Origin of the sequence: Gordonia sp. C13 (assembly GCF_023218005.1) — a bacterium.
GTDB lineage: Bacteria > Actinomycetota > Actinomycetes > Mycobacteriales > Mycobacteriaceae > Gordonia > Gordonia namibiensis.
Map to the genome: position 1 here is coordinate 1 of NZ_JALPSY010000020.1, position 19,793 is coordinate 19,793.

Annotated in this window: 17 protein-coding genes; 5 read left to right on the plus strand and 12 right to left on the minus strand. The window is 64.0% G+C overall.

Annotated features, from left to right (window positions below):
- The 9 genes from M1L58_RS15510 to M1L58_RS15550 all read right to left on the minus strand — a co-directional run.
- Nucleotides 1–229, minus strand: a 229-nt coding sequence (locus M1L58_RS15510; RefSeq protein ID WP_248659562.1) for a redoxin NrdH, incomplete at its 3' end; no start/stop codon positions are given.
- A 672-nt stretch (nucleotides 230–901) separates the two neighbouring features.
- Entirely contained in the window at nucleotides 902–1,903 is a 1,002-nt protein-coding gene (locus tag M1L58_RS15515) for a DUF3560 domain-containing protein (protein WP_248659563.1), read from the minus strand.
- A 42-nt stretch (nucleotides 1,904–1,945) separates the two neighbouring features.
- Nucleotides 1,946–2,518: an LPD29 domain-containing protein gene (locus tag M1L58_RS15520; protein WP_248659564.1), complete on the minus strand. Its 573-nt coding sequence runs from the start codon at nucleotides 2,516–2,518 to the stop codon at nucleotides 1,946–1,948.
- Nucleotides 2,519–2,948: 430 nt separating this feature from the next.
- Nucleotides 2,949–3,515, minus strand: a complete 567-nt coding sequence (locus M1L58_RS15525; RefSeq protein WP_248659565.1) for a hypothetical protein — start codon at nucleotides 3,513–3,515, stop codon at nucleotides 2,949–2,951.
- 356 nt (nucleotides 3,516–3,871) lie between these two features.
- Nucleotides 3,872–4,834 carry an ArdC-like ssDNA-binding domain-containing protein gene (locus tag M1L58_RS15530; RefSeq protein ID WP_248659566.1) on the minus strand — a complete coding sequence of 321 codons (963 nt, stop codon included), beginning with the start codon at nucleotides 4,832–4,834 and terminating at the stop codon, nucleotides 3,872–3,874.
- 353 nt (nucleotides 4,835–5,187) lie between these two features.
- On the minus strand, nucleotides 5,188–5,553 hold the full coding sequence (locus M1L58_RS15535) for a hypothetical protein (RefSeq protein ID WP_248659567.1): 366 nt from the start codon (nucleotides 5,551–5,553) through the stop codon (nucleotides 5,188–5,190).
- A gap of 812 nt (nucleotides 5,554–6,365) precedes the next feature.
- Nucleotides 6,366–7,961 (minus strand): ParB/Srx family N-terminal domain-containing protein, encoded by a 1,596-nt coding sequence (locus M1L58_RS15540; RefSeq protein WP_248659568.1) that lies wholly within the window; start codon nucleotides 7,959–7,961, stop codon nucleotides 6,366–6,368.
- Nucleotides 7,962–8,060: 99 nt separating this feature from the next.
- Nucleotides 8,061–8,336: a hypothetical protein gene (locus M1L58_RS15545; RefSeq protein WP_248659569.1), complete on the minus strand. Its 276-nt coding sequence runs from the start codon at nucleotides 8,334–8,336 to the stop codon at nucleotides 8,061–8,063.
- Nucleotides 8,337–8,364: 28 nt separating this feature from the next.
- A complete protein-coding gene (locus M1L58_RS15550) occupies nucleotides 8,365–8,592 on the minus strand; it encodes a hypothetical protein (RefSeq protein WP_248659570.1) in 228 nt (75 codons plus the stop codon).
- Between the two features lie 442 nt (nucleotides 8,593–9,034).
- Here M1L58_RS15550 and M1L58_RS15555 point away from each other — a divergent pair, with 442 nt between their 5' ends.
- On the plus strand, nucleotides 9,035–13,933 hold the full coding sequence (locus M1L58_RS15555) for a DEAD/DEAH box helicase (RefSeq protein ID WP_248659571.1): 4,899 nt from the start codon (nucleotides 9,035–9,037) through the stop codon (nucleotides 13,931–13,933).
- A gap of 321 nt (nucleotides 13,934–14,254) precedes the next feature.
- Nucleotides 14,255–15,145, plus strand: coding sequence for an Abi family protein (locus M1L58_RS15560; RefSeq protein ID WP_248659572.1), 891 nt, complete (start codon nucleotides 14,255–14,257; stop codon nucleotides 15,143–15,145).
- An 80-nt stretch (nucleotides 15,146–15,225) separates the two neighbouring features.
- On the opposite strand, the gene M1L58_RS15565 is transcribed toward M1L58_RS15560, so the two are convergent.
- Genes M1L58_RS15565 through M1L58_RS15575 form a run of 3 tightly spaced genes read right to left on the minus strand, consistent with a single transcriptional unit; the run spans nucleotide 15,226 to nucleotide 16,108 of the window.
- Nucleotides 15,226–15,504, minus strand: coding sequence for a hypothetical protein (locus M1L58_RS15565; protein ID WP_248659573.1), 279 nt, complete (start codon nucleotides 15,502–15,504; stop codon nucleotides 15,226–15,228).
- Nucleotides 15,505–15,545: 41 nt separating this feature from the next.
- Nucleotides 15,546–15,836, minus strand: a complete 291-nt coding sequence (locus tag M1L58_RS15570; protein ID WP_248659574.1) for a type II toxin-antitoxin system RelE family toxin — start codon at nucleotides 15,834–15,836, stop codon at nucleotides 15,546–15,548.
- Complete coding sequence (locus M1L58_RS15575; RefSeq protein WP_248659575.1) at nucleotides 15,833–16,108, minus strand: type II toxin-antitoxin system Phd/YefM family antitoxin; 276 nt, start codon at nucleotides 16,106–16,108, stop codon at nucleotides 15,833–15,835. The genes M1L58_RS15570 and M1L58_RS15575 overlap by 4 nt, the downstream gene beginning before the upstream one ends.
- A 369-nt stretch (nucleotides 16,109–16,477) precedes the next feature.
- On the opposite strand from M1L58_RS15575, the gene M1L58_RS15580 reads away from it, so the two are divergent.
- The 3 genes from M1L58_RS15580 (at nucleotide 16,478) to M1L58_RS15590 (ending at nucleotide 19,668) form a co-directional block, all read left to right on the plus strand.
- On the plus strand, nucleotides 16,478–17,770 hold the full coding sequence (locus M1L58_RS15580; RefSeq protein WP_282578775.1) for an acyl-CoA dehydrogenase family protein: 1,293 nt from the start codon (nucleotides 16,478–16,480) through the stop codon (nucleotides 17,768–17,770).
- 129 nt (nucleotides 17,771–17,899) lie between these two features.
- Nucleotides 17,900–18,349, plus strand: a complete 450-nt coding sequence (locus tag M1L58_RS15585; RefSeq protein WP_248659577.1) for an RrF2 family transcriptional regulator — start codon at nucleotides 17,900–17,902, stop codon at nucleotides 18,347–18,349.
- Between the two features lie 17 nt (nucleotides 18,350–18,366).
- Complete coding sequence (locus M1L58_RS15590) at nucleotides 18,367–19,668, plus strand: acyl-CoA dehydrogenase family protein (RefSeq protein ID WP_248659578.1); 1,302 nt, start codon at nucleotides 18,367–18,369, stop codon at nucleotides 19,666–19,668.
- Nucleotides 19,669–19,793 lie beyond the last annotated feature (125 nt).

The window sequence follows — 19,793 nt, forward strand, 5'->3', positions numbered from 1 at the left end:
TGAGTGCTTTGATGCGGTCGGGGCGGAACCCTGACCAGTGCTCACTGCCGGCGACCACGACGGGGGCTTGCAGGTAGCCCAGGCTCATCACGTAGTCACGCGCGGCGTCGTCGGTGCTGATGTCGATCAGCTGGTAATCGAGGCCCTGCTTGTCGAGGGCTTTGTAGGTGGCGTGGCACTGGACGCAGGCGGGCTTGGTGTAGACGGTGATCGTGGTGTTATCGCTCATGGTGGGGCCTCTTCTCTGGTGTCGTCGCGAGTGCTTGCCTGTGGGTCTATTGTATCTCGTATTGCGTTGTGGTGCAAGTGTTTTCGCTGCTCACAGTCTCTTTTCAGGGTGTCTGATGGTGGTGCTTTTCCTGTTATCTGCCGCCCGATTCGCCCGGGCGGGGGGTGTCAATGGAGTGCAGGGAAGAAGTCGCCGCGATATAAGCGGCGCCGAGCGCCAGCGAGGAGAGAGCGCGTGGCGAGTTGTTGCCGAAACGACTTGACGCGGTCCGGTTGGGCGCCATGACAATTCGGCAGGTCAGGCAAAGCCCGGTTCTCGGTGGTGTTGATCCGTGGTGCGCGAACGATGCTGGTACGGAGGTCGTTTCGACGCCAGGGGAGGGTGGGAGGGGAGAGGGCTGCAGGTCGGGGGTTCTGCCGCTCTTCCCTCCCACCCTGGGGGCGATGTACTGGTTGGTGTGGCAACTCAGTGTTCGCGTCGGCGACGATAGCAAACTTTCGGTTTGCCATCTATTCATCTGTGGGGGTAGTGCGTGCTGGACGGGACGCGCGGCAGACAGGCTGCGGACCTTGGTGGTGTGCGGTGGGCGCGGAGCGCCCTGCGGTGTTTCGGGTTCGATGCCCGAAGCACCGGACCCGCCCCGCCTGTGCGGGGTGGGTCCGGGCTTGGTGGTCAGGCTGTGGCTGCGTCCTCGGTGGTGTCGCTGTGGGGGCGGTGGCCTTGGAGTTCGGGGTAGGGCACGGTGTGGCGGATCATGCGGCCGCCGAACGGTGCCGGTGTTTGGACGCTGACGGTCTTTGCGTTGGTGCGTAGCACGGGCGTCCATCCGTGGTGGCGGATCTTGACCAGGTCTCCGGCGGTGATGGTGTCGGGGCTGTAGTCGCCGGTGGTGCCGTCGGCGATCTGGGCGGCGCGCACGCCGTTCCAGTAGGTGATGGTCGCGGCGCGTTCGGCCATGCGGGCGATGAGGCGTTCGCGGTACTCGCCGGTCGCGGCGGTGGTCTTCTCGGTGTGTTTGACGCCTCGGGCGTCGGTGAACAGGGTTCGGGTGTGTCCGTCGAGGGCGCGTTGATCGGCGCGCTGTTCGGCTTCGAGCTTGTCGATGCGGTTGGCCACGGTGACCGGGTTGTAGCGCTGTTCGGTGGTGCGCGCGGCGGATTCAGCGCGGTGGGCGGCGTGGTCGGCCTCGCGTTCGGCGGCGACGGCTTTACCGAGGGCGTTGTGGGCGCGGTCGATCGCGCGGCGGTGCCTGCCTTCGCTGTGATGGCCGACCTTGACTGGCTCGCCTCCCGGGGGGAGTGCGGCGGTGGCACGTTGTTCGGCGGTCCATGCGGCCTCGGCGTCGGCGGCGCGTCGGTCGGCTTTGTTCTCGAGTGCGGCGACCCGGTCGGCTTGGCGGGCGGCTCGGTCGGCTTCGACCTGGGCGGGGTCGCGGTGGGTGCGGTCAATCTCGACGGTGACGGTGTGGCCGGCTTCCTCGAGGGCGCGGGCGGCGCGGGTGATCTTGTTTTCGTTGGGTTGGCGGTCGCGGCTGGACTGAATACCCATCAGTCCCAGGCTGCGGAACCAGCGAAACCCGTTCGCCCGCAAGATTTCGTAGGTGCCGTCACCGCGAATCATCCCGTCGGCGAGGGTGCCGTCGGCGGCGGTGTGGGTAATCGTGATCTCAGTCATGGTGCGGTGTCTCCTTCGGGTGTGCGGTCGGTGGGTGAGGGGTTAGGCGGTGGTGTGGGTGGTGAGGTCGGCCAGGTGCAGCGCGGCGGTGATCGCGGTCCCGGCGTCGTTGATGCGGTAGGTGGGGATGTGTTCGCCTCGGTGGATCAGGGCACGATCCTCGGGCAGGGCCAGCAGGCAGAACCGGCCGCTGTGCAGGCGGTTGTAGTCGAGGGTGTCGACGTCGACGGCGGCCAGCAGCTCGCGCAGGTGCTCGTTGTCGGCCAAGAGTTCGCGGGTGACCGTTCGGACGGCGTCGGGGGAGTAGTGGCGTTCGACGTTCACCCCGTCGCAGCTGTAGCGGACCATCTCGGGCAACTCGGTAGGGGTGATGGCCACGAGCCGGTCGGGCAGGGTGTCGTAGCTGTCGGTCATGCCGTTGAACGATGCGGACCGGAAACCGTCGACCACGGCTTTGACCTCGGATTCGCGGGGTCCGTCGGTCCAGGAGACGCCGATCCATGCCGAGCCGGTGCCTCGGCCCTGGCGCACCGAGAATGTCACGCCGGGCCAGCTCGCCCGCAGGGTCTTGCGCATGATGGCGGCGGTCTCTTTGGTGCTGTAGCTGACGGTCATTGGTGACCCCTTCCCCGTTGTGAGTGCTGGTTTGCGTTTGCACTGGCCATCTCTTTGCCGCAGGGAGTGGACTGCAAGGGAGGAAGTGAAAAAGTCATCCGGGCCGTAGGCCTGCAAACCCGTAGGGCGGGTTAGTTTTTCACGGCCCTTGCGGGCCGCGAGTGGAGGTAAGAGAATGCGGCAGGGCAACGCAAACCAACTCAGCCCGAAGGGCTCAGGGCGCGGCGTAGCCGCTCCGATCAGGTGACGGCGCAGCCGGCAGACTCGTGCTGTACTGCCGTACTGCCAGCAGTCAGGCTCGACGCAACCACACCGGACGCACGTGGCAGGGAAGGTGATTGTGCGGGAGCTGCGCGGGTTGCGGGAGGGCTTGGTGTCGCGGCAGCACTAATGCTCTTTTATTTCGTCTCAAACATTGAGCGCAAGACCGCTATTCCTGTTCAACCTTGGTTACGCCCGGTAGCGCCACCACTGTCCATGTTGCATAGATCGCAAATAGCGCCAAGGTTGCTAGTATTGCTACAGCCCATTCGGAGGCGCCCTCATTATCTTTCAGCCAAACGGCTTGGCCAGCGGCTAGAAAGATTGGGAAAAGCACACTCATGTAGATCATGTCAACGAGGGGTCGATACTTGCGATAGAATATCTCGCGGCCTTTGAAGAACGCGAGGAACAGAGACGTAGAGTTTCGGGAATCCAGCGCAACCACGTCGTGGCGCATGTTTGCCCAGTCCGCAACAGTGAGTGCTACAGCGGCACCGACTGCTGGAATGACGATCCAGTGCTGGGATACAGATAGTTCTGCGGCTATTTCCCGCGAGACAACGACCGCTATCGTACATAGCGGAAGCAGGGAACGAAATACAGCTTGTCGCTTCCACTCAATGCGGGTGTGTCGCCATTTCTCAGCACCCCAAACATAAAGCAACCGGCCTGGTATGGCGAAGGCGAGCGCGGACCCAACTATTGCAACCAGCATGAGAGCTGCTGTTTCCATAATTACTTCCCCCCCCCGATATGGCGCGCCTTCATCCTGGTTCGATGGTGTCACACGACGGCACGCACGCGGGCCCGGCGAAGCCGGGCAGTGTGTTGGTTTGGGCCGCGTTAGCGGCGGTGGTGGTTGAGTGCGACCGTAGGGAGCTCATTCTGGTTGTGACCTGGGGTGTCGATCCGGCCCGGATGGCGTTCGCTGAAATACCCCTTCCCCTGACTGCCATCGCTCCCGGGTCGGTGGCGGAGCGCAGCGGAGACACTGGGCTGGGACAGCAGAGCACGGCCCGCTTGGGGCCGTTCCGCTGCGCGCCCTGGCCGCCGGTCGCCCTGGGGTGGGTGACCGGCGGAGTGTCAGAGTCAGGCTGCGGATTCTTCGGTGTCCTGGTCTTCGGTGTCGGGGTCGAGTGCGGCGGCGATGCTGCGGGCGACCTCGAGGACGTGGGTTGCGGTTTCGGCGATGACCTTGGGGTCTCCTTCTGCCCAGCTGGCGATGTAGCCGATGCTGTAGTCGGTGGTGTCGAGTCCGAGCATTCCGGCGACGATGTAGGCGACTGATTCGGCTTCGACTTCGCAGCGGCCGCGGTGGGTGATGTATTCGGCGGTGTCGATGTCGTGGTGCATCAAGGCGTGTGCGGTTTCGTGGATCATCGTCTTGGCGGCCTGGGCGGGGGATAGGTCGGCGTCGATGACGATTCGGCTGGTGCCGTCGGTGGTGGTGTATCCGTTGGTGCCGCCGGGGATCGGCTCGCGGGTGACGGTCCATCCCTGGGCGGTGATGTATTCGGCGGTGCGGGTGTAGATGTCGGCGGGGTCGTCACCGTGGAGACGGCGGACGGGGGTTTCGACGTCGGCCCATAGGCGGGCGTTGGGGTTCTTCTTGCGCATGTAGTCGGTGATCTCGGTGTTCGGGTCGGTCTGGGAGACGTCGAACACGGTGAGGATCGGGTAGGTGGCGATTTTGCGCTCGGCCTCTTCGCCGGTGTCGGGGTCGGTGTCGGTGACCTTGCGGCTGCTGAATCCGCGGATCTTGATTCCCTTTTCGCCTTGGCGGACGTGGCGGCCGAGTTCGAGCCATTTGTTGTATCCGGCGACGCGGGAGGCGTCGGGCCGCTGGGCGAGGATCAATAGCAAGTTGTTGAGGCTGTAGGCGTGAAACTTGGTGGCGTAGTCGAGGAATGCGGCCCACTGGTCGGTCTGGGTGAGGGTTTCCATCTTGGCGGTGATTGTGGCTTGCAGCTCGGCGGCGCGTTCGCGCTGCTTGGCGGCGCGGGCTTCGCGGTCGGCGCTGCTGGTCTTCTTGGTGCTGTGGCTGCGGCTCATAATGCCTCCCCGTGGGTGTCGGCCTCGGCGGGCCGGTGCTTTGCGTGACACCTGCCATCTCTTTGCCGGCGGGAGGCCGGTGCAAGGGTGTTTACAGCGATAAAAGTTGCTCGGGCCGTAGGCCTGGAACCCGTAGGGCGAGCCAGTTTTTCGCGGCCCTTGTCACCGGACGACCAGAGGTAAGAGACTGGTGGGGGTCAGCAAAGCAACCCCAGTTCAGGTGGGGTGCGGCGTAGCCGCTCCGCTGATCTGTTCGTTTGATCTGTTCGTTCGCCGACTACTCGACTGGTCGATGACGGCACAGACCTCGGGGTCGGGGCCGCCGTGGTGGCGACCCCCGACCCGCTGCCTGGTTAGGGGGTCCAGCGACCCGGGGTGATGTGGGTTTCGAGGCCGGCGATCCGGGCTGCGATGGCGGCGGCGTCGGCGAGGATGGGCCAGGGCTCGGTGAGTACCTGCTGCCAGGCGGCCCAGTCGTCGTTGGTCTCGATGGTGGCGGCCAGCCGGGGATGGCGGTCGGCGGCGACCATCGTGGCGAGCTCGATGGCGGCCTTGCCCCGGCGGGCTGTGGTCTGTCCGGCGGCGATGATGTGCAGGCCGGCGTCGTGGATGGGGTCGGCCGCCTCGGGGTTGGTGGCGGCGAGGTCGGCTGCTGCCCAGAGGATGTGGGCGACGCTGCCCTCGGCGGCGGCGGTAGCGGTGTGAGCGGTGTAGTCCATGATCTTGTCCTCTCGGTAGTGGTCCGGCCGGTGTGGCGGACGTCGAGAGACCTGGGGGACCGGCGGGGGTGGGCTGTCAACCCCGTAGAGGCAGGCGCGCCGGAAGCCACTTTCGTTGTACGAGCGCAGCGAGTGAAAGTGGTTGGAGCGCACGGGCGTAGCGCAGCGGAGAACGGGCGGTAGCCGCCTGGTGTGGGTTGACAGCTCGGGGGTCCCCGTCGGTCACACTTGGTCGACGTGCGCGCGCAAATTGGTGACCCCCACCTAACTGGGAATCTCCCGGGTCGGTGGCGGAGCGCAGCGGAGTCAGCGGGCCGGGACAATGCTGTGCGGCCGCCAGGTCGCTCCGCTGCGCTGCCTGCCCGGCGCGGGGTTTAGCCGGTGATCTGTCGGCAGTCGCGGCATTCCCACTGGCCGGCGACGAGGACACACAGGCGGCGTTGTTCGCACAGCCAGCAGGTTTGTCCGGGCTTGGGCTGCTCGCCGGTCTCGACGGCACGCAGCCGATCGGCAGCCTAGAGGTGGGCGTGGTGCTGGGTGCGGTAGGCGGTGCGTATCGCCTGGTCACGGACGGCTTGTGCGGCGGCGGTCATCGGTTGCGCGTCGGGGTTGTGGCGCAGGAAGGTTCCGAAGTCGCGGCGGCATTGGCCGCAGGGGTGGCCTTGGGTGTCGGTTGGGGTTCGTGCAGCCGGGGAGGACGCAGCGGGGGAAGAGTTCGCCGGTGGTGGTCATCGTGTGTCACCTGTTCGGGGTAGTCCGGTCGGGGGACGGTGGGCCGCGACCGTGAGGGTCCGCGGCCCACCGTGTGGGGTTTAGTCGAGTGGCACGTCGGCGGCGTCGGTGTCCCCGGCGATGACTTGCTCGACGTCGGAGAGGGTGTAACCGGTCACTTCGACCAGGAATCGCAGGTAGTCGGCGCGGGCGCGGGTGTAGCTGCCGCCGAGGTAGTTGCGGTCACCGACGTTGCGCCAGGCGTCTTTCCACATGTGCGCTTCGCGGGACGCCAGCGCGATGCCGAGTCCGATGATCTGGGCGCGGTCGGCGGTGGTGGCCTGCTCCAACAGCTCGGCTGGCTGGCCGCCGAGGATCGTGGCGGCGATCTCGGCGGCGTTGCCCTGCATGCTGTTCGCGCCGAACATGTCGTGATGGGCGTGCATTGAGGTCGCGATGAACGTCGCGACCTTTGGGGCGCTGGCCTTGGGCAGGGTCTTGCGGGCCAGCCACGCGGTCAGCTTTTCGATCCGCACCTCGCGGGCGGTCACACTCGCGGCGTTGAGGACACGCACCCGGCGACGTTCCTGCTTCTGCGCCTCTTTCTCGGCGGCGCTGTCCTCCTCGCCGGACGTGGCGGCGCTACTGGTGGTGCTGTAGCTGTAGGCGCGCTCGGTGAGTCCGAGGTCGTCGCTGCCCAGCACGTACCAGGTGGTTTCGACCTCGCGGTTGATGTGGCGGGTCAGCGTGCGCGGGTCGAGCAACCCGTCCTCGGGCTGGTCGTCGGCGGGAGAGTCCTCGTCGTCTTCGTCGCTGTCGAGCAGGTCGAAGTCGATGACGTGTTCAGGGACCTCGTTGCCCTCGGCGTCGGTCCACGATTCGGTGTCATCGGCCCATACGTAGGCCAGCCGGTTCTTGACCGGCACGTCTTCGATCCGGGCTGCAGCACCGTCGGCGGTCTCCAATCGGTCGAGCCTGCGGGCCTGGTTGTAGCTGGGTTGGCGGGTCACCGCAGCGATTCCCTCGGCGGCGTAGTCCGCGACCTGGGCCAGCAGGGCGGGCCGCTCGTCGGCCTCGGCGAGCACCTTGGCCTGGAACTCGAACCGTCCGCTGTGTGCGGCGGTGATGAGCCATTGCTGGGCCTCGGGGTCGTGGTCGTAGGCCGCCAGCGTCGCCGACTGCTCCAACGTCAGACCTGCACCCTGGTCGAGCAGGTCGAGGGTGGTAGCCGACTTCGCGACCGTCAGCGTGTGATCGATGTCCTTCTTCTTGGTGCGGGTGGCTTTGGCGATCTTGGTCGCCGACATCCCAGCCAGGGCAAGTTGCTCGATCGCGGCCACCCGGTCGGATGCGCGCAGTTCTTCACGCTCGAAACTGGCCAACTGCTCCAAGATTCGATCCACCGTCAGGGCCTTGTCATCGGCGTCAGCGGCGACCGGGACCACGTACACCGGGACGCTGACCAGGCCGGCCTCGCGGGCGGCCAGCGTGCGGCGCTGCCCGTCCCGAACCCGCACCTGCCCGTCGATCTCAACGGCCAGGACCGGCTGACGGACACCCTCGCGGACCGAGTCGATGAACTCAGACGTGAGGGTGGCTTGGGCTTCGGTGCGAATGTTGGCATCGATGACCAGACCGGTCGGGTCGAGGTGGCGCAGCTCGCCCGTCGCGACGGCCTCAGTGGTGTTGTGTGTCATGGGGTTTCTCCCTTACTGTGGTGGGTGAGACCCCGGCCAGCTAGTCCCTGGCCGGGTTTTCTTTTGTCCCGGCGTGCCGGTGTGCACGCGGAAGTCTGGTTAGAGGTCGCCGAACTCGATCCAGTGGGCGATCGCGGCGGCGGCTGCATCGGCGGGGGACAGGTCGTCGTCGTAGGCGGCACGCCATTGCCAATCGGGTAGGTCGCGGTGCTCGACCCCGGTGTAGCGGCGAATCTTGCGGTCGACTCCGAGTAGCCACACCGCGAACTCGCGGTCACCGTCGACTTCGGTGAGACGTTCGGGGGCTTGTTCGGCGATTCGGTCGGCAACCTCGGCGATTTTCGTCGGGTCCTTGGTGGCGATCCAGGCATTCATCGTGGGTTTCCTTTCGCAGGTCAGGGGGCTAGTCGTGGGTGAAGATGCGGCCTGCGCCGAGCTGGTCGAGTCCGCAGCATTCACACAGCCAGTAGCCGGGCGGGTCGATGTCGTCGGCGGGCACCAGGTAGCCGTGGTTCTCCATGAACGCCACGACCTCGCGACTGTTGCCGGTGTCGAGGCCGCTCAGGTCGCCAATGGCGACGGCGACGGCGCAGCTGGTGCACAGCTGGTAGACGGTGGTGGCGATGCTCATGGTGACCCTCCCGTTGTGAGTGCTGGTTTGCGTTTGCACCGGCCATCTCTTTGCCGAAGCGAGTGGGCCGCAAGGGGGTTCACAGTGAAAAAGTCATCCGGGCCGTAGGCCTGAAACCCGCAGGGCGGATTAGTTTTTCACGACCCTTGCGGCACGGGAGTGGAGGTAAGAGAATGCGGCGATGCAACGCAAACCAACTGCGCCCGAAGGGCGTCACAGGGCGGCGTAGCCGCTCCGCTCAGATCCGGGCATAGCCCGGCTGTCATTGGCCCGGCGGGGTGCCGACAGATCTGCGACCAGTAGATAGCCATCGCAGCCAGGGCGGGGCGTGAAGCTCGGGGTGGGAATTGGACGGCTCGTCCCGGGACGGTCATCCCACGTCGGTGACGGGCGGGGCGGCATAATCGACTGAATCAGTCGTCGAGCGATGGGTTGGTAGTTCGTGGCGAGCGTGCACGAGGTCATTGAGGCGTTCCGTAGGCAGCCGACGAATTCAGAGCGGGGCACCAAGTTCGAGGAGTTGATGGTCCGCTATTTTCAGCTCGATCCGATGTTGTCTCAGCAGTACGAGCAGGTGTGGCGGTGGATGGACTGGCCTGGGCGTGGTGGCAAGCCCGACACCGGTATCGACCTGGTAGCTCGTGAACGTGATTCCGGCGAGTACACCGCGATCCAGTGCAAGTTCTACGAGCCGACGTCGATCTTGCGGAAGGAAGATATCGACTCGTTCTTCACCGCGTCGGGTAAGGCACCGTTCACCAATCGGGTGATCATCTCTACCACTGACCGGTGGGGAAGAAACGCCGAGGACGCGCTGGAGAACCAGCACATACCGGTGCAGCGGATCAACCTGGCCGACATCGCTGAATCCCCGATCGACTGGGAGATTGCCTGGCCGCAGGGCGAGTTAAGTGTGGAGCTGAGTGAGGCGACGCGACACGAACCGCGTCCGCATCAGCAGGAGGCGATCGACGCCGTTTTCGCCGGGTTCGGCGTCGGTCACGACCGCGGCAAACTGATCATGGCGTGCGGGACCGGAAAGACGTTCACTGCGTTGAAGATCGCCGAGAAGACAGCTATCGGCAACGGCGGCAGTGCGCGCATCCTGTTTGCGGTCCCCTCGATCTCGTTGCTGAGCCAGACGTTGCGCGAGTGGACGGCACAAACAACGCTGGACATGCGGGCGTTCGCGGTGTGTTCGGACTCGAAGGTGTCGCGGTCGGCTGAAGATTTCGGCACCGTCGATGTGGCCATCCCGGTAACCACAGATCCTGCCGTGTTGGCTGCCCACATGGCGCACCGCAAGCGGTCCAAGGGTCTGACGGTGGTGTTCACCACCTACCAGTCGCTGCCGACAGTCGCCGGCGCCCAGGGGCACGGCGTTGACCCGTTCGACCTGGTCATCTGCGACGAGGCGCACCGCACCACCGGCGTGACCGTCGCCGGAGCCGACGAATCGAATTTCGTGAAAGTCCACGACAACGATTTCCTGGCGGCTGATCGGCGGTTGTACATGACGGCCACGCCTCGGATCTTCGACGACGCCGTCAAGGAGAAGGCTGCCGATCACTCTGCCGAGTTGTCGTCGATGGATGACGTGGACATCTACGGGCCCGAGTTTCATCGGCTCTCGTTCGGCGAAGCGGTCGAGCGTGGGCTTCTCACCGACTACAAGGTGATCGTGTTGACCGTCGATGAGGAGCTGGTAGCCGCGCCGATGCAAAAGCAGTTGGCCGGCGACTTCTCGGAGTTGCAACTCGATGACGCCTCGAAGATCGTCGGGTGCTGGAACGGTCTGGCCAAGCGCGCCGGTCGTTCTCCCGACGGCGACGGGTTCGCGGCCGGGGCGCCGCCGATGCGCCGTGCGGTCGCGTTCACTAAGGATATCGCCGCGTCCCAACAAGTTGCCGAGGTGTTTCCCGCGGTGGTCGACGCCTACCGCGAGCTGCTCACCGAGTCCGAGAACGACGGCGAACAGGTCGATACCACCAACCGAGATCTACGCTGCGAAGTCCACCACGTCGACGGCACCTTCAACGCGCTGCGACGTAACGAACAACTTGCCTGGCTCAAAGCGCCCATCCCCGAGGGCGAGTGCCGCATCCTGACCAACGCCCGGTGCTTATCCGAAGGCGTCGACGTGCCCGCCCTGGACGCGGTCATGTTTCTGCATCCACGAAATTCGGTGGTCGACGTGGTGCAGTCTGTCGGCCGGGTGATGCGGTTGTCCCAAGACAAGGACTACGGCTACATCATTCTTCCAGTCGCCGTCCCCGCCGGCGTCAGTCCGTCGCAGGCGTTGGCTGACAATCGCCGCTTCAAAGTGGTGTGGCAGGTCCTCAATGCGCTACGCGCACACGATGATCGGTTCAATGCGATGGTCAATTCGATCGCGCTGAACGCCACCACCCAACAGCTCAAACAGGGCAAGGGCAACAACCGGCTACTCGGTGGTCACATCGGCCCCACCAGCGACGCCGACGAGTCCGTCGGGGACGGCCAATCCACACCCGCCGACACCCCAGCAAGCAACGACACTGGCGGCGGGATGGCCACGCAGATGGCGCTGTTCTCCTTGTCTGAATGGCAGGAGGCGATCTACGCCCGCATCGTCGACAAGGTCGGCACCCGCGTCTATTGGGAGCAGTGGGCCGCTGATGTCGCCGACATCGCTTCGGCGCAGATCGCTCGCATCAACGTGCTCCTCGATGGGGCAGCCCCAGCGGTGGCGGCGCAATTCGAGAAGTTCCTGACGGGGTTGCGCGACAACCTCAATGACTCGATCAGCCGCGACGACGCCATAAGCATGCTCAGCCAGCATCTGATCACCAAGCCGGTGTTCGACGCGCTGTTCGCCGGCCATGACTTCGCCGCCCACAACCCGGTATCGATCGTGATGCAGCAGATGGTCGACGCTCTCGGGGACGCGAACCTCGAGTCCGAGACCGCGAGCCTGGACAAGTTCTACCATTCGGTGCAGGTCCGGGCCTCGGAGGTGAGCAGTGCCGAAGGCAAACAGCAGGTGATCGCCGAACTCTACGAACGGTTCTTCCGAGTCGCGTTCAAGAAGCAATCCGACGCTCTCGGCATCGTCTACACCCCCGTCGAGATCGTCGACTTCATCCTGCGCGCCGCCGACCACGTATCTCGCGAACATTTCGGCAGAGGCCTGACCGATCAAGGTGTCCACGTGCTAGACCCCTTCACCGGCACGGGCACCTTCCTCACGCGACTCCTTCAGTCCGGTTTGATCCTCCCCGTCGACCTGGGGCGCAAATACCGAGAAGAGTTGCACGCCAACGAGATCATGCTCCTGGCCTACTACATTGCCGCAGTCAACGTAGAAACCACCTTCCACGCCCTGACCACACCTGATGGCGAAGAAGGGATGTACGAGGCCTTCGAGGGCATCGTCCTGGCCGACACCTTCCAGATCACCGAAGACGGCGACTCGATGGACTCGATCATGTTCCCGCAGAACAACGATCGGATCGTGAAACAACTACAGGCCCCGATCCATGTGATCGTGGGCAACCCGCCCTATTCGGTCGGCCAGGACAGCGCCAACGACAACAACGCCAACCTGCGCTACCCGACACTGGACGGCCGGATTGGCCAAACCTACGCCGGACGGTCGACGGGCACCAACAAGAACAGCCTCTACGACTCTTACTACCGCGCCTACCGTTGGGCCACCGACCGGGTCGGCGATCACGGCATCGTCGCCTTCGTCTCCAACGGCGGCTGGATCGACGGCAACACCGCTGACGGCGTGCGGTTGAGTTTCGCCGACGAGTTCGCGCACCTCTGGGTCTACAACCTGCGCGGCAACCAGCGCACCGCCGGCGAACTCTCCCGCCGAGAAGGCGGCAAAGTCTTCGGGTCCGGAAGTCGCTCGACCATCGCAATCTTCATCGGCGTCAAAGACGCTGCCCATACCGGTCCAGTTCAGATCCACTACCGCGACATCGGCGACTATCTCTCCCGCGAAGAGAAACTCCGCATCATCGAAACCAGCACCATCGACAATGTCGAATGGCAGGCGATCGAACCAAATGCTCACGGCGACTGGATTAGCCATCGCGCCGACGAGTTCATCTCCTGGCCGACACTGGGTACGAAAGACGCAACCGGTCACAAGGTGTTCCGAAGCTACTGCAGAGGCCTTTCTTCGGGACGCGACCCCTGGGTCTATAGCTGGTCACGCACGCAGCTCGATGCACAAGTTGACGAGATTGCCGTGCAGTATCGGGAAGTTCAGACACTTCGCGACGGCATCTCGACTTCTGCATCTTCCGATGAGGTTCTCCGGCAGCACCCCGAGTTGACCGGCACCGGCCGAATCTCCTGGAACCGCAGCCTGCGACAGCGGTTAGACCGCGGACATGATCTTGTACCCGACCCCCAGTCAGTGCGGCGCGGATCCTATCGCCCGTTCGCACCGCAATGGGTCTACTTCGACGTCGCCACCAGCGACATGATGTACCGACTGCCGTCGATGTTCCCAACGCCCCATCACCGCAACTACGGCTTTTACGCCATAGGCGTAGGCGCCACGGCGGACTTCGCATTGCTGGCCACGGATGTTGTACCCGACGTTCAAATGATCGGTGCGGGACAGAATGGCCAGTTCTTTCCTCGGTTCACATATGAGCAGAACAACGCGACCGCTGCTGGCGAGCTGGACTTTGGTTCTTCGGCTGATGATTCCGAGGTCGACGAGTACGGGTATCGGCGCATCGACAACATCACCGACGACATCCTGGCCATCTATCAGGCGACGCTGGGGGAATCGGTGACCAAAGACCAGATCTTCTGGTCGGTGTACGGCCAACTACACGTCCCGAGCTACCGGTCCACCTACGCCGCCGACTTGAAGAAGATGTTGCCGCACATCCCCGTCCCGGACACGGTAGAGCGGTTCACCAAGTTGGCGCAGGCGGGTGAAAAGCTGGGGAACCTGCACATGCGTTACGAGGACGTCGAACCCTATCCGCTGGATGTCCAGCTCAAGCCTGGCACTGATCCTGCCGACCGCGAAGCCTGGCGAGTCCAGAAGATGAAATGGCGCAGCAAAACCGACCACTCCGCCATCATCTACAACCCGAAAGTCACCATCACCGGCATCCCGGCCGGAGCTGAAGAGTACATGCTCGGGTCACGCTCGGCACTGGCGTGGATCATCGACCGTTACCAGGTCAAGACCGACAAAGCATCGGGCATCGTCAACGACCCCAACCTCTGGTGCGACGAGCAGGACGACCCCACCTACATCATCGACGTGATCAAGAAAGTCACCACCATTTCGATCGAGACCATGCGCATCGTAGGAGAGCTGTAGCAACCATTTACTGGACCGCGGCCGTGGTCGCGGTTCGCGCGGAAAGACCGCCGTGGCGGTAGCGGGGGAGCGGCTCAACCGGAAACGCTCCCCGGCTACGGCCTCAACTCACGAGCCATCAACCGCCAATTGTGCGCCTGCGAACCGGCGTTGTGTCGCAGGCTGGAGACGTGGGAACCCTGGTGACACGCATCACGCTTCCGCGTTCTGTCGTTTTTTGGCGACCGTCGGAGCCCGCTGCTACATTGGTGTCAATCGACCCCCTCCCAAGCCTCTCAGCGATGCTCAAATGGGAGGGGCCTTTTCTTCTCTAGGGACTCTGTGAAACCGTCGCTCGCCTGGGCGGAGCAGGTTGCGCTCCTGGTCCGCCGCGGCCTCCTCGTGGAGGATGAAGACGAGTGCGTGGACTTCCTCGCCGCCCACAACTACTACCGGTTCTCCGGATACATGCGGTACTTCCAGAAGGCTCCGCACCAAGGCGACGACGACTTCCTCCCCGGCACCACGCTGAAGCAGATCCGTGAGATCTACGACTCGGACCACGTGCTGCGCGTGGCGCTCGCCGATCAGCTCGCGAAAGCCGAGCTGCTCCTACGCACACACACAGCCCACGTCATCGCCAACGAACACGGTCCATACGGGAGCTACCTTGAAGACGGGTTCTACACCGACACGGGAGGCTTCGAACCGACCGTCGATTCGTGCCTCAAGGACATCCGGAGGAGCCGCGAGCGCCACATCCTGCGGTATGCGGTCGGCGATGAGGATCCCGATTGGAACAAGCTCCCTGTCTGGTCGGCCGTCGAGGCGCTGTCGTTCGGGACGCTGTCCAAGTGCATCGAGCGCGGAGCGCAGGGCCAACTCTCAGATGCCGTCGCGACGAGCCTGGGTGCCGCCAAGGCCGGATTCGCCTACCGAGTCCGAGCACTGGTATATGTGCGCAATCGCTGCGCACATCACAGCCGGATCTGGAACCACTCGATCATCGATGCCGGCCCAACACCGAACAACGTCAGGACCAAGGCTAAGCGACTCGTCGGACAGTTCGAGCCGCGATCAGTCCTAGACGTCGTCTCCTCGCTGGACGACATCGTCGCGCGCGGCAAGGCGGGCGACCCCTTGTTACCCAGCCTCTTTGCCAGCCGAAAGGACATCGCCGACTTCTGGCTAGGGCTATCGCACCCGCAGAGCCCAAGAGATCACCGGCCGTGAGGATTCAGCGAGCCATTGCGAAATCAGCGGTTCAGAAGACACAGGTCTGCAGTAAGGACGAGTCGAGAAACTGACAGGGTCTAGTGGTCGATGTAGAGGCGTGCTGCGTGGCGTTTGGCGGCGGCTTGGTGTTCTTCGGCGGCGCGGAGTGTGTCGCGAAGAGATGCGAGCGCTTCGGTGATGCTGGCGATGGCTTCGGCGGGCGTGGTGGGTGCGCCGAGAGTGTCGACGGCTAGATCGTCGCGTTGGGCGAGGTCACGGTAGTCGCGCTCGATGTCGAGCGCCTGGCGTTGCAGAGCGATGATGGGGTCGTAGAGCTGGTCGATAGCGTGGTCGAGCGTGTTCCCGGGGTCGTTCACGACATTCTCTCCTTCGTCCAGGTATGCAGTGCCACAGTCAGTTAGGTGCGATAGGCGTGTGCACGGTGGTCGATTCTGACGACAACGATGGTGTGGTTGGGGTCGTCGACGCGGAGCAAGACGCGGTAGTCGCCGCGGCGGGCGCTATGGAGGCCGGCGAGGTCGTCGCGCAGCGGCTTGCTGAGCCGGTGCGGATTGCTAGCGAGAGGTCCGGAGACGAATTCGATGACGGCGTGGACGATCCGGGATGGAAGGCGTTGAAGGTCGCGACGAGCTGGGGATGCGACCTCGACCCGGTACGGGGTCGGCGAGTCTGTCGGAGCGTCGCTCATTTCGGCGGCAGGCCGTGTTCGGCGCGCAGGTCGTCGATGGAGACGGTGTGGCCCGCGACGTACTCGGCGTCGGCGGTAGCGACGTCGTCGCGGACACCGGCACGTGAGAGCCAGTAGATCGTCTCGTGCAACGATTCGAGGTCGTCGGCCGACATCAGCACCGCAGCAGGTTTGCCGTGCTTGGTGATCGTGATGATGTCGTGCGTGGTCTCGGCGCTGTCGACCAGCGCGGAAAGCTTGTCCTTGGCTTCACCCAGTGGCACTGTCGTCATGCCGTCCAGTGTAGCCGCTAGACTGGCCTGTACATAGCCACCCTTTTAGCCGATAATAGTTATTATGTCAAGTAAACTTGACAAGTCACTGGCGGGAGGGTGCGGGGCCGCAGAGTCGGCGCGCGGGCGTCGGGTCTTCATCCGAGGACGGTTGACGAAGCATGGCAGCGCCTGTCCTCTCTGGGGAGGCATTTTCTGTGTGAGCACGTCGCAACCTGCTGCAATGCGGCAGTAACCAAACCAAACCGGTATCGGAAATACCGATTTGCGAATCTGGCTCAGATCATCGCAGGAGCAACGGGGCCCGTCGGTGGTCGGATGGCCGATCTCTACTAAAACATGGAGTTAGACATGAGCATCAATTTCACAATGTCCACCGAACAACGAAAGTTGCAACACGAGGTGCGCGAGTTCTCCGAGAACGTTCTCGCACCGGTGATCGCCGAGGCGGACGCAGAACCCAACCCGCTCATCGGGTTTCAGATGACCAAGCCCGCCTACATCGAGGCCTACCATGCCGGTATCGCCATGTGCATGCTCCCCACGCAGTACGGTGGCGGCGGTGTGTCCTGCGTCGATCTGGTGATCGCGGCCGAGGAGATTTGCGTTGTGGATCCCGGATTTGCCTGTACGGTCCTGTGCAACGGGCTCGGACTGATGCCCGTGGCGTGGTACGGCAGCGATGAGCAAAAGGAGAAGTTCCTCACCGCGGCGACGTCCGACCCCACCGGCGAATACCTGGGCGGCTGGACCGCCAGCGAACCGCCCGGCAATCCCGCCGGGACGGCCAACTTCGACATCCAGCTGCCGCGGCCCGCCGGCGTTGGCCTGACTGCCGTGCGCGACGGCGACGACTACATCGTCAATGGTCGCAAGTACTGGCCGTCGTCGGCGGGCTGGGACGAACGCGGCGTGAATGCCGGCACACTGATCGTCCGCACCGACTCGGACAAGGGCGGCACCGAGGGTCTGTCCGCGCTGATCCTCGAGCGCGACACTCCCGGTGTCACCTTCAAGCATCTCGACAAGATCGGGCATCGATTGGCCTCCAATGCCGAGATCGTTTTCGAAGACGCCCGAATCCCGGCCGCGAACCTGCTGCCTGGTGCCGTAGGCAACGGCGACCTGGTCATTAACCGCAACTTCGCCTGGTCAGGCCCGGTCGCGGCGATCGCCGCCGTCGGCATGGCACGCGCCGCCTACGAGATGGCACTCGACTGGGCCAAGAACAACACTGCTGGCGCCCTCAAGCCGATCATCGGCTTCCAGAACGTCGGTTACGTCCTCGGGGACGTGGCATCGAAGATCGAGATGGCCCGGTATTTCTCTTGGCGCGCAGCTGACTACCTGGACAAGCACGACAAGCATGCAGAATTAGTTGGCGCCATGGCCAAGATCCAGGTCACCGAGCTCATGTTTGACTGCGTCTATAAGTGCATGCAGATCGTCGGCGTCAACAGCCTGGAGACCAAGAACGGCTTCGGCAAGCTCCTGCGCGAAGCAGCTGTTCTCCCCATCTACGACGGTGGGAACATGGGTATGCAGCGTCGCCGCGTCCACGGCATCATCGCCGACCCCGCGTTCAACCCCCGCGCGATCATGGAAGACGAGTACGTCCGCTTCGGCAAAGAACACGAGAGTATCGGCACCATCGCTGGCTGATGCCCCGCACAGTTGGGGCCAGCCGGTACGGACCCATCTGACCGGCTGGCCCCGGCTCACGTGCTGCTCGATAGGACGGGGCGGCTGCGCGAAGGTAATATTCGGCTGGCGGCAACGGAGGCACCGAGCATGAAACACACGAGTCACGCCGACTACGCGCTGCGCGTGCTGCTCTACCTGCGAGTGGCACCCGGCCGGCGAGGTTCGGTCGGTGACATCGCTGCCGCGCACAAGATTTCGCGTAACCACCTGGACAAGGTCGTCCAACGACTTGCCGGCGCAGGCCTGGTCGAAACAGTCCGTGGCCGAGCCGGTGGCGTGCACCTCGTCCGCGACCCGTCGGCGATCACCGTGGGTGAGATCATGCGGACCATGGAGACCGACTTCGCCGTGGTCGAGTGCCTCGGGCCGGTCCGATACTGCCGAATCGCCGGAGTCTGCGGTGCCCGCGACGTCTTCAGCCGAGCGCTGGACGCATATTTCGAGGTCCTCGACGCCTCGACCCTCGAAGAGATCGCCGCCAATGATCACGGCCTGCGCGGCGCACTGAGCATGACCCTGGGCCGACCCACCCGCTAACGGTCCGAAGGGACGACATGCCCATCGACTTCGATCTCTCGGAACAACAAAGAAGGCTCAAGTCCCAGGCCCGCGAATTCGCCACGGACGTACTGCGTCCTGTCGCCGAATATGCTGATGCCCTTCGTGATCCGCAAGAGGCCTTCGCCGCCATGCGACCGGTGTACGAGGTAGCGGCCGAACTCGGCTTCACCACCATGTTCCTGCCCCGTGAATACGGTGGCGGTGGCGCGTCGAATGTCGACTTCCTCGTCGCCATCGAAGAACTATGCGCTGTGGACCCCGGATTTCCCACGATCCTCCTGGTGAACGGACTGGCACTGATGCCGATCCTATGGCTAGGCAGCGACGAACAACGCGAGAAATGGCTCGGCAGAGCCACTTCGGACACCAACGGATCATTCCTCGCCGGCTGGGTGGTCAGCGAACGCGGCGGCACTGCCAACTTCGACCACCCCAACCCGACGGCCGGAATCCAACTCCTGGCCGACCAGACCGCAACTGGCGACTACACACTCAACGGTGAGAAACACTGGCCATGCAACTCCGGCGGATGGGATCTGCACGGAGCCGACATCAACGTCTGTGTCGCACGCACCGACCCGACCAGAGGCGGCGCCGGCGCGCTGAGCGTCTTCATCGTCGAACGCGGTACCGTCGGCATCGACTACGAGGTCATCGACAAGATGGCCCACCGCACGTGCCAGAACGTCACCATGACCTTTCGTGACGCCAGCGTTCCCGAGCACAACATCCTGGCCCAGGGCGACGGGGACCTCCTCATCAACCGCAACTTCACCTGGTCCTCCCCCATCGCGAGCATCGCAGCAGTCGGCGTCGCCCGTAGCGCCTACGACTTCGCGTTGAAATGGGCCAAAACCTACACCGGCGGCGGCACCTCCCCGATCATCAACCACCAGGCCGTCGGAAACCTGCTCACCGAGATCGCCGGACGCATCGAGGCCGGCCGCTACTTCAGCTGGAAAGCCGCCCACTACATGGATAAACACCCCGGCCAGGGCCACGCCCTCGGCGGGATGAACAAGACGTTCTGCGGTGACCTCATGCAAAGCGTCGTCTACGACTGCATGCGCATCGTCGGCGTCAACGCCCTCGACCAGCGATTCCCACTCGCCAAGGCCTACCGCGAAGCGGCCGTCTTCCCTCTCTACGATGCCGGCAACCTCGCCATGCAACGTCGCCGCGCCTGGGGCGTGATGACGGACAGATCCTTCACCCCAGACACTTTCGTCGACAGCGAACCGCTCGAGTTCACACGATCGATGCAGGGCTTCGGTGTCCAGACCGACTCATCGTGAATCCGAAACCTGACAAGGACGTGACACATTGCAGCACAAGAGATCGCGCCACCGATAGTAATGATTATGTCAGGTAATCCTGACATCGAGAGAAGCAGAGTATGGTAATCCTGACGGCTTCCGGC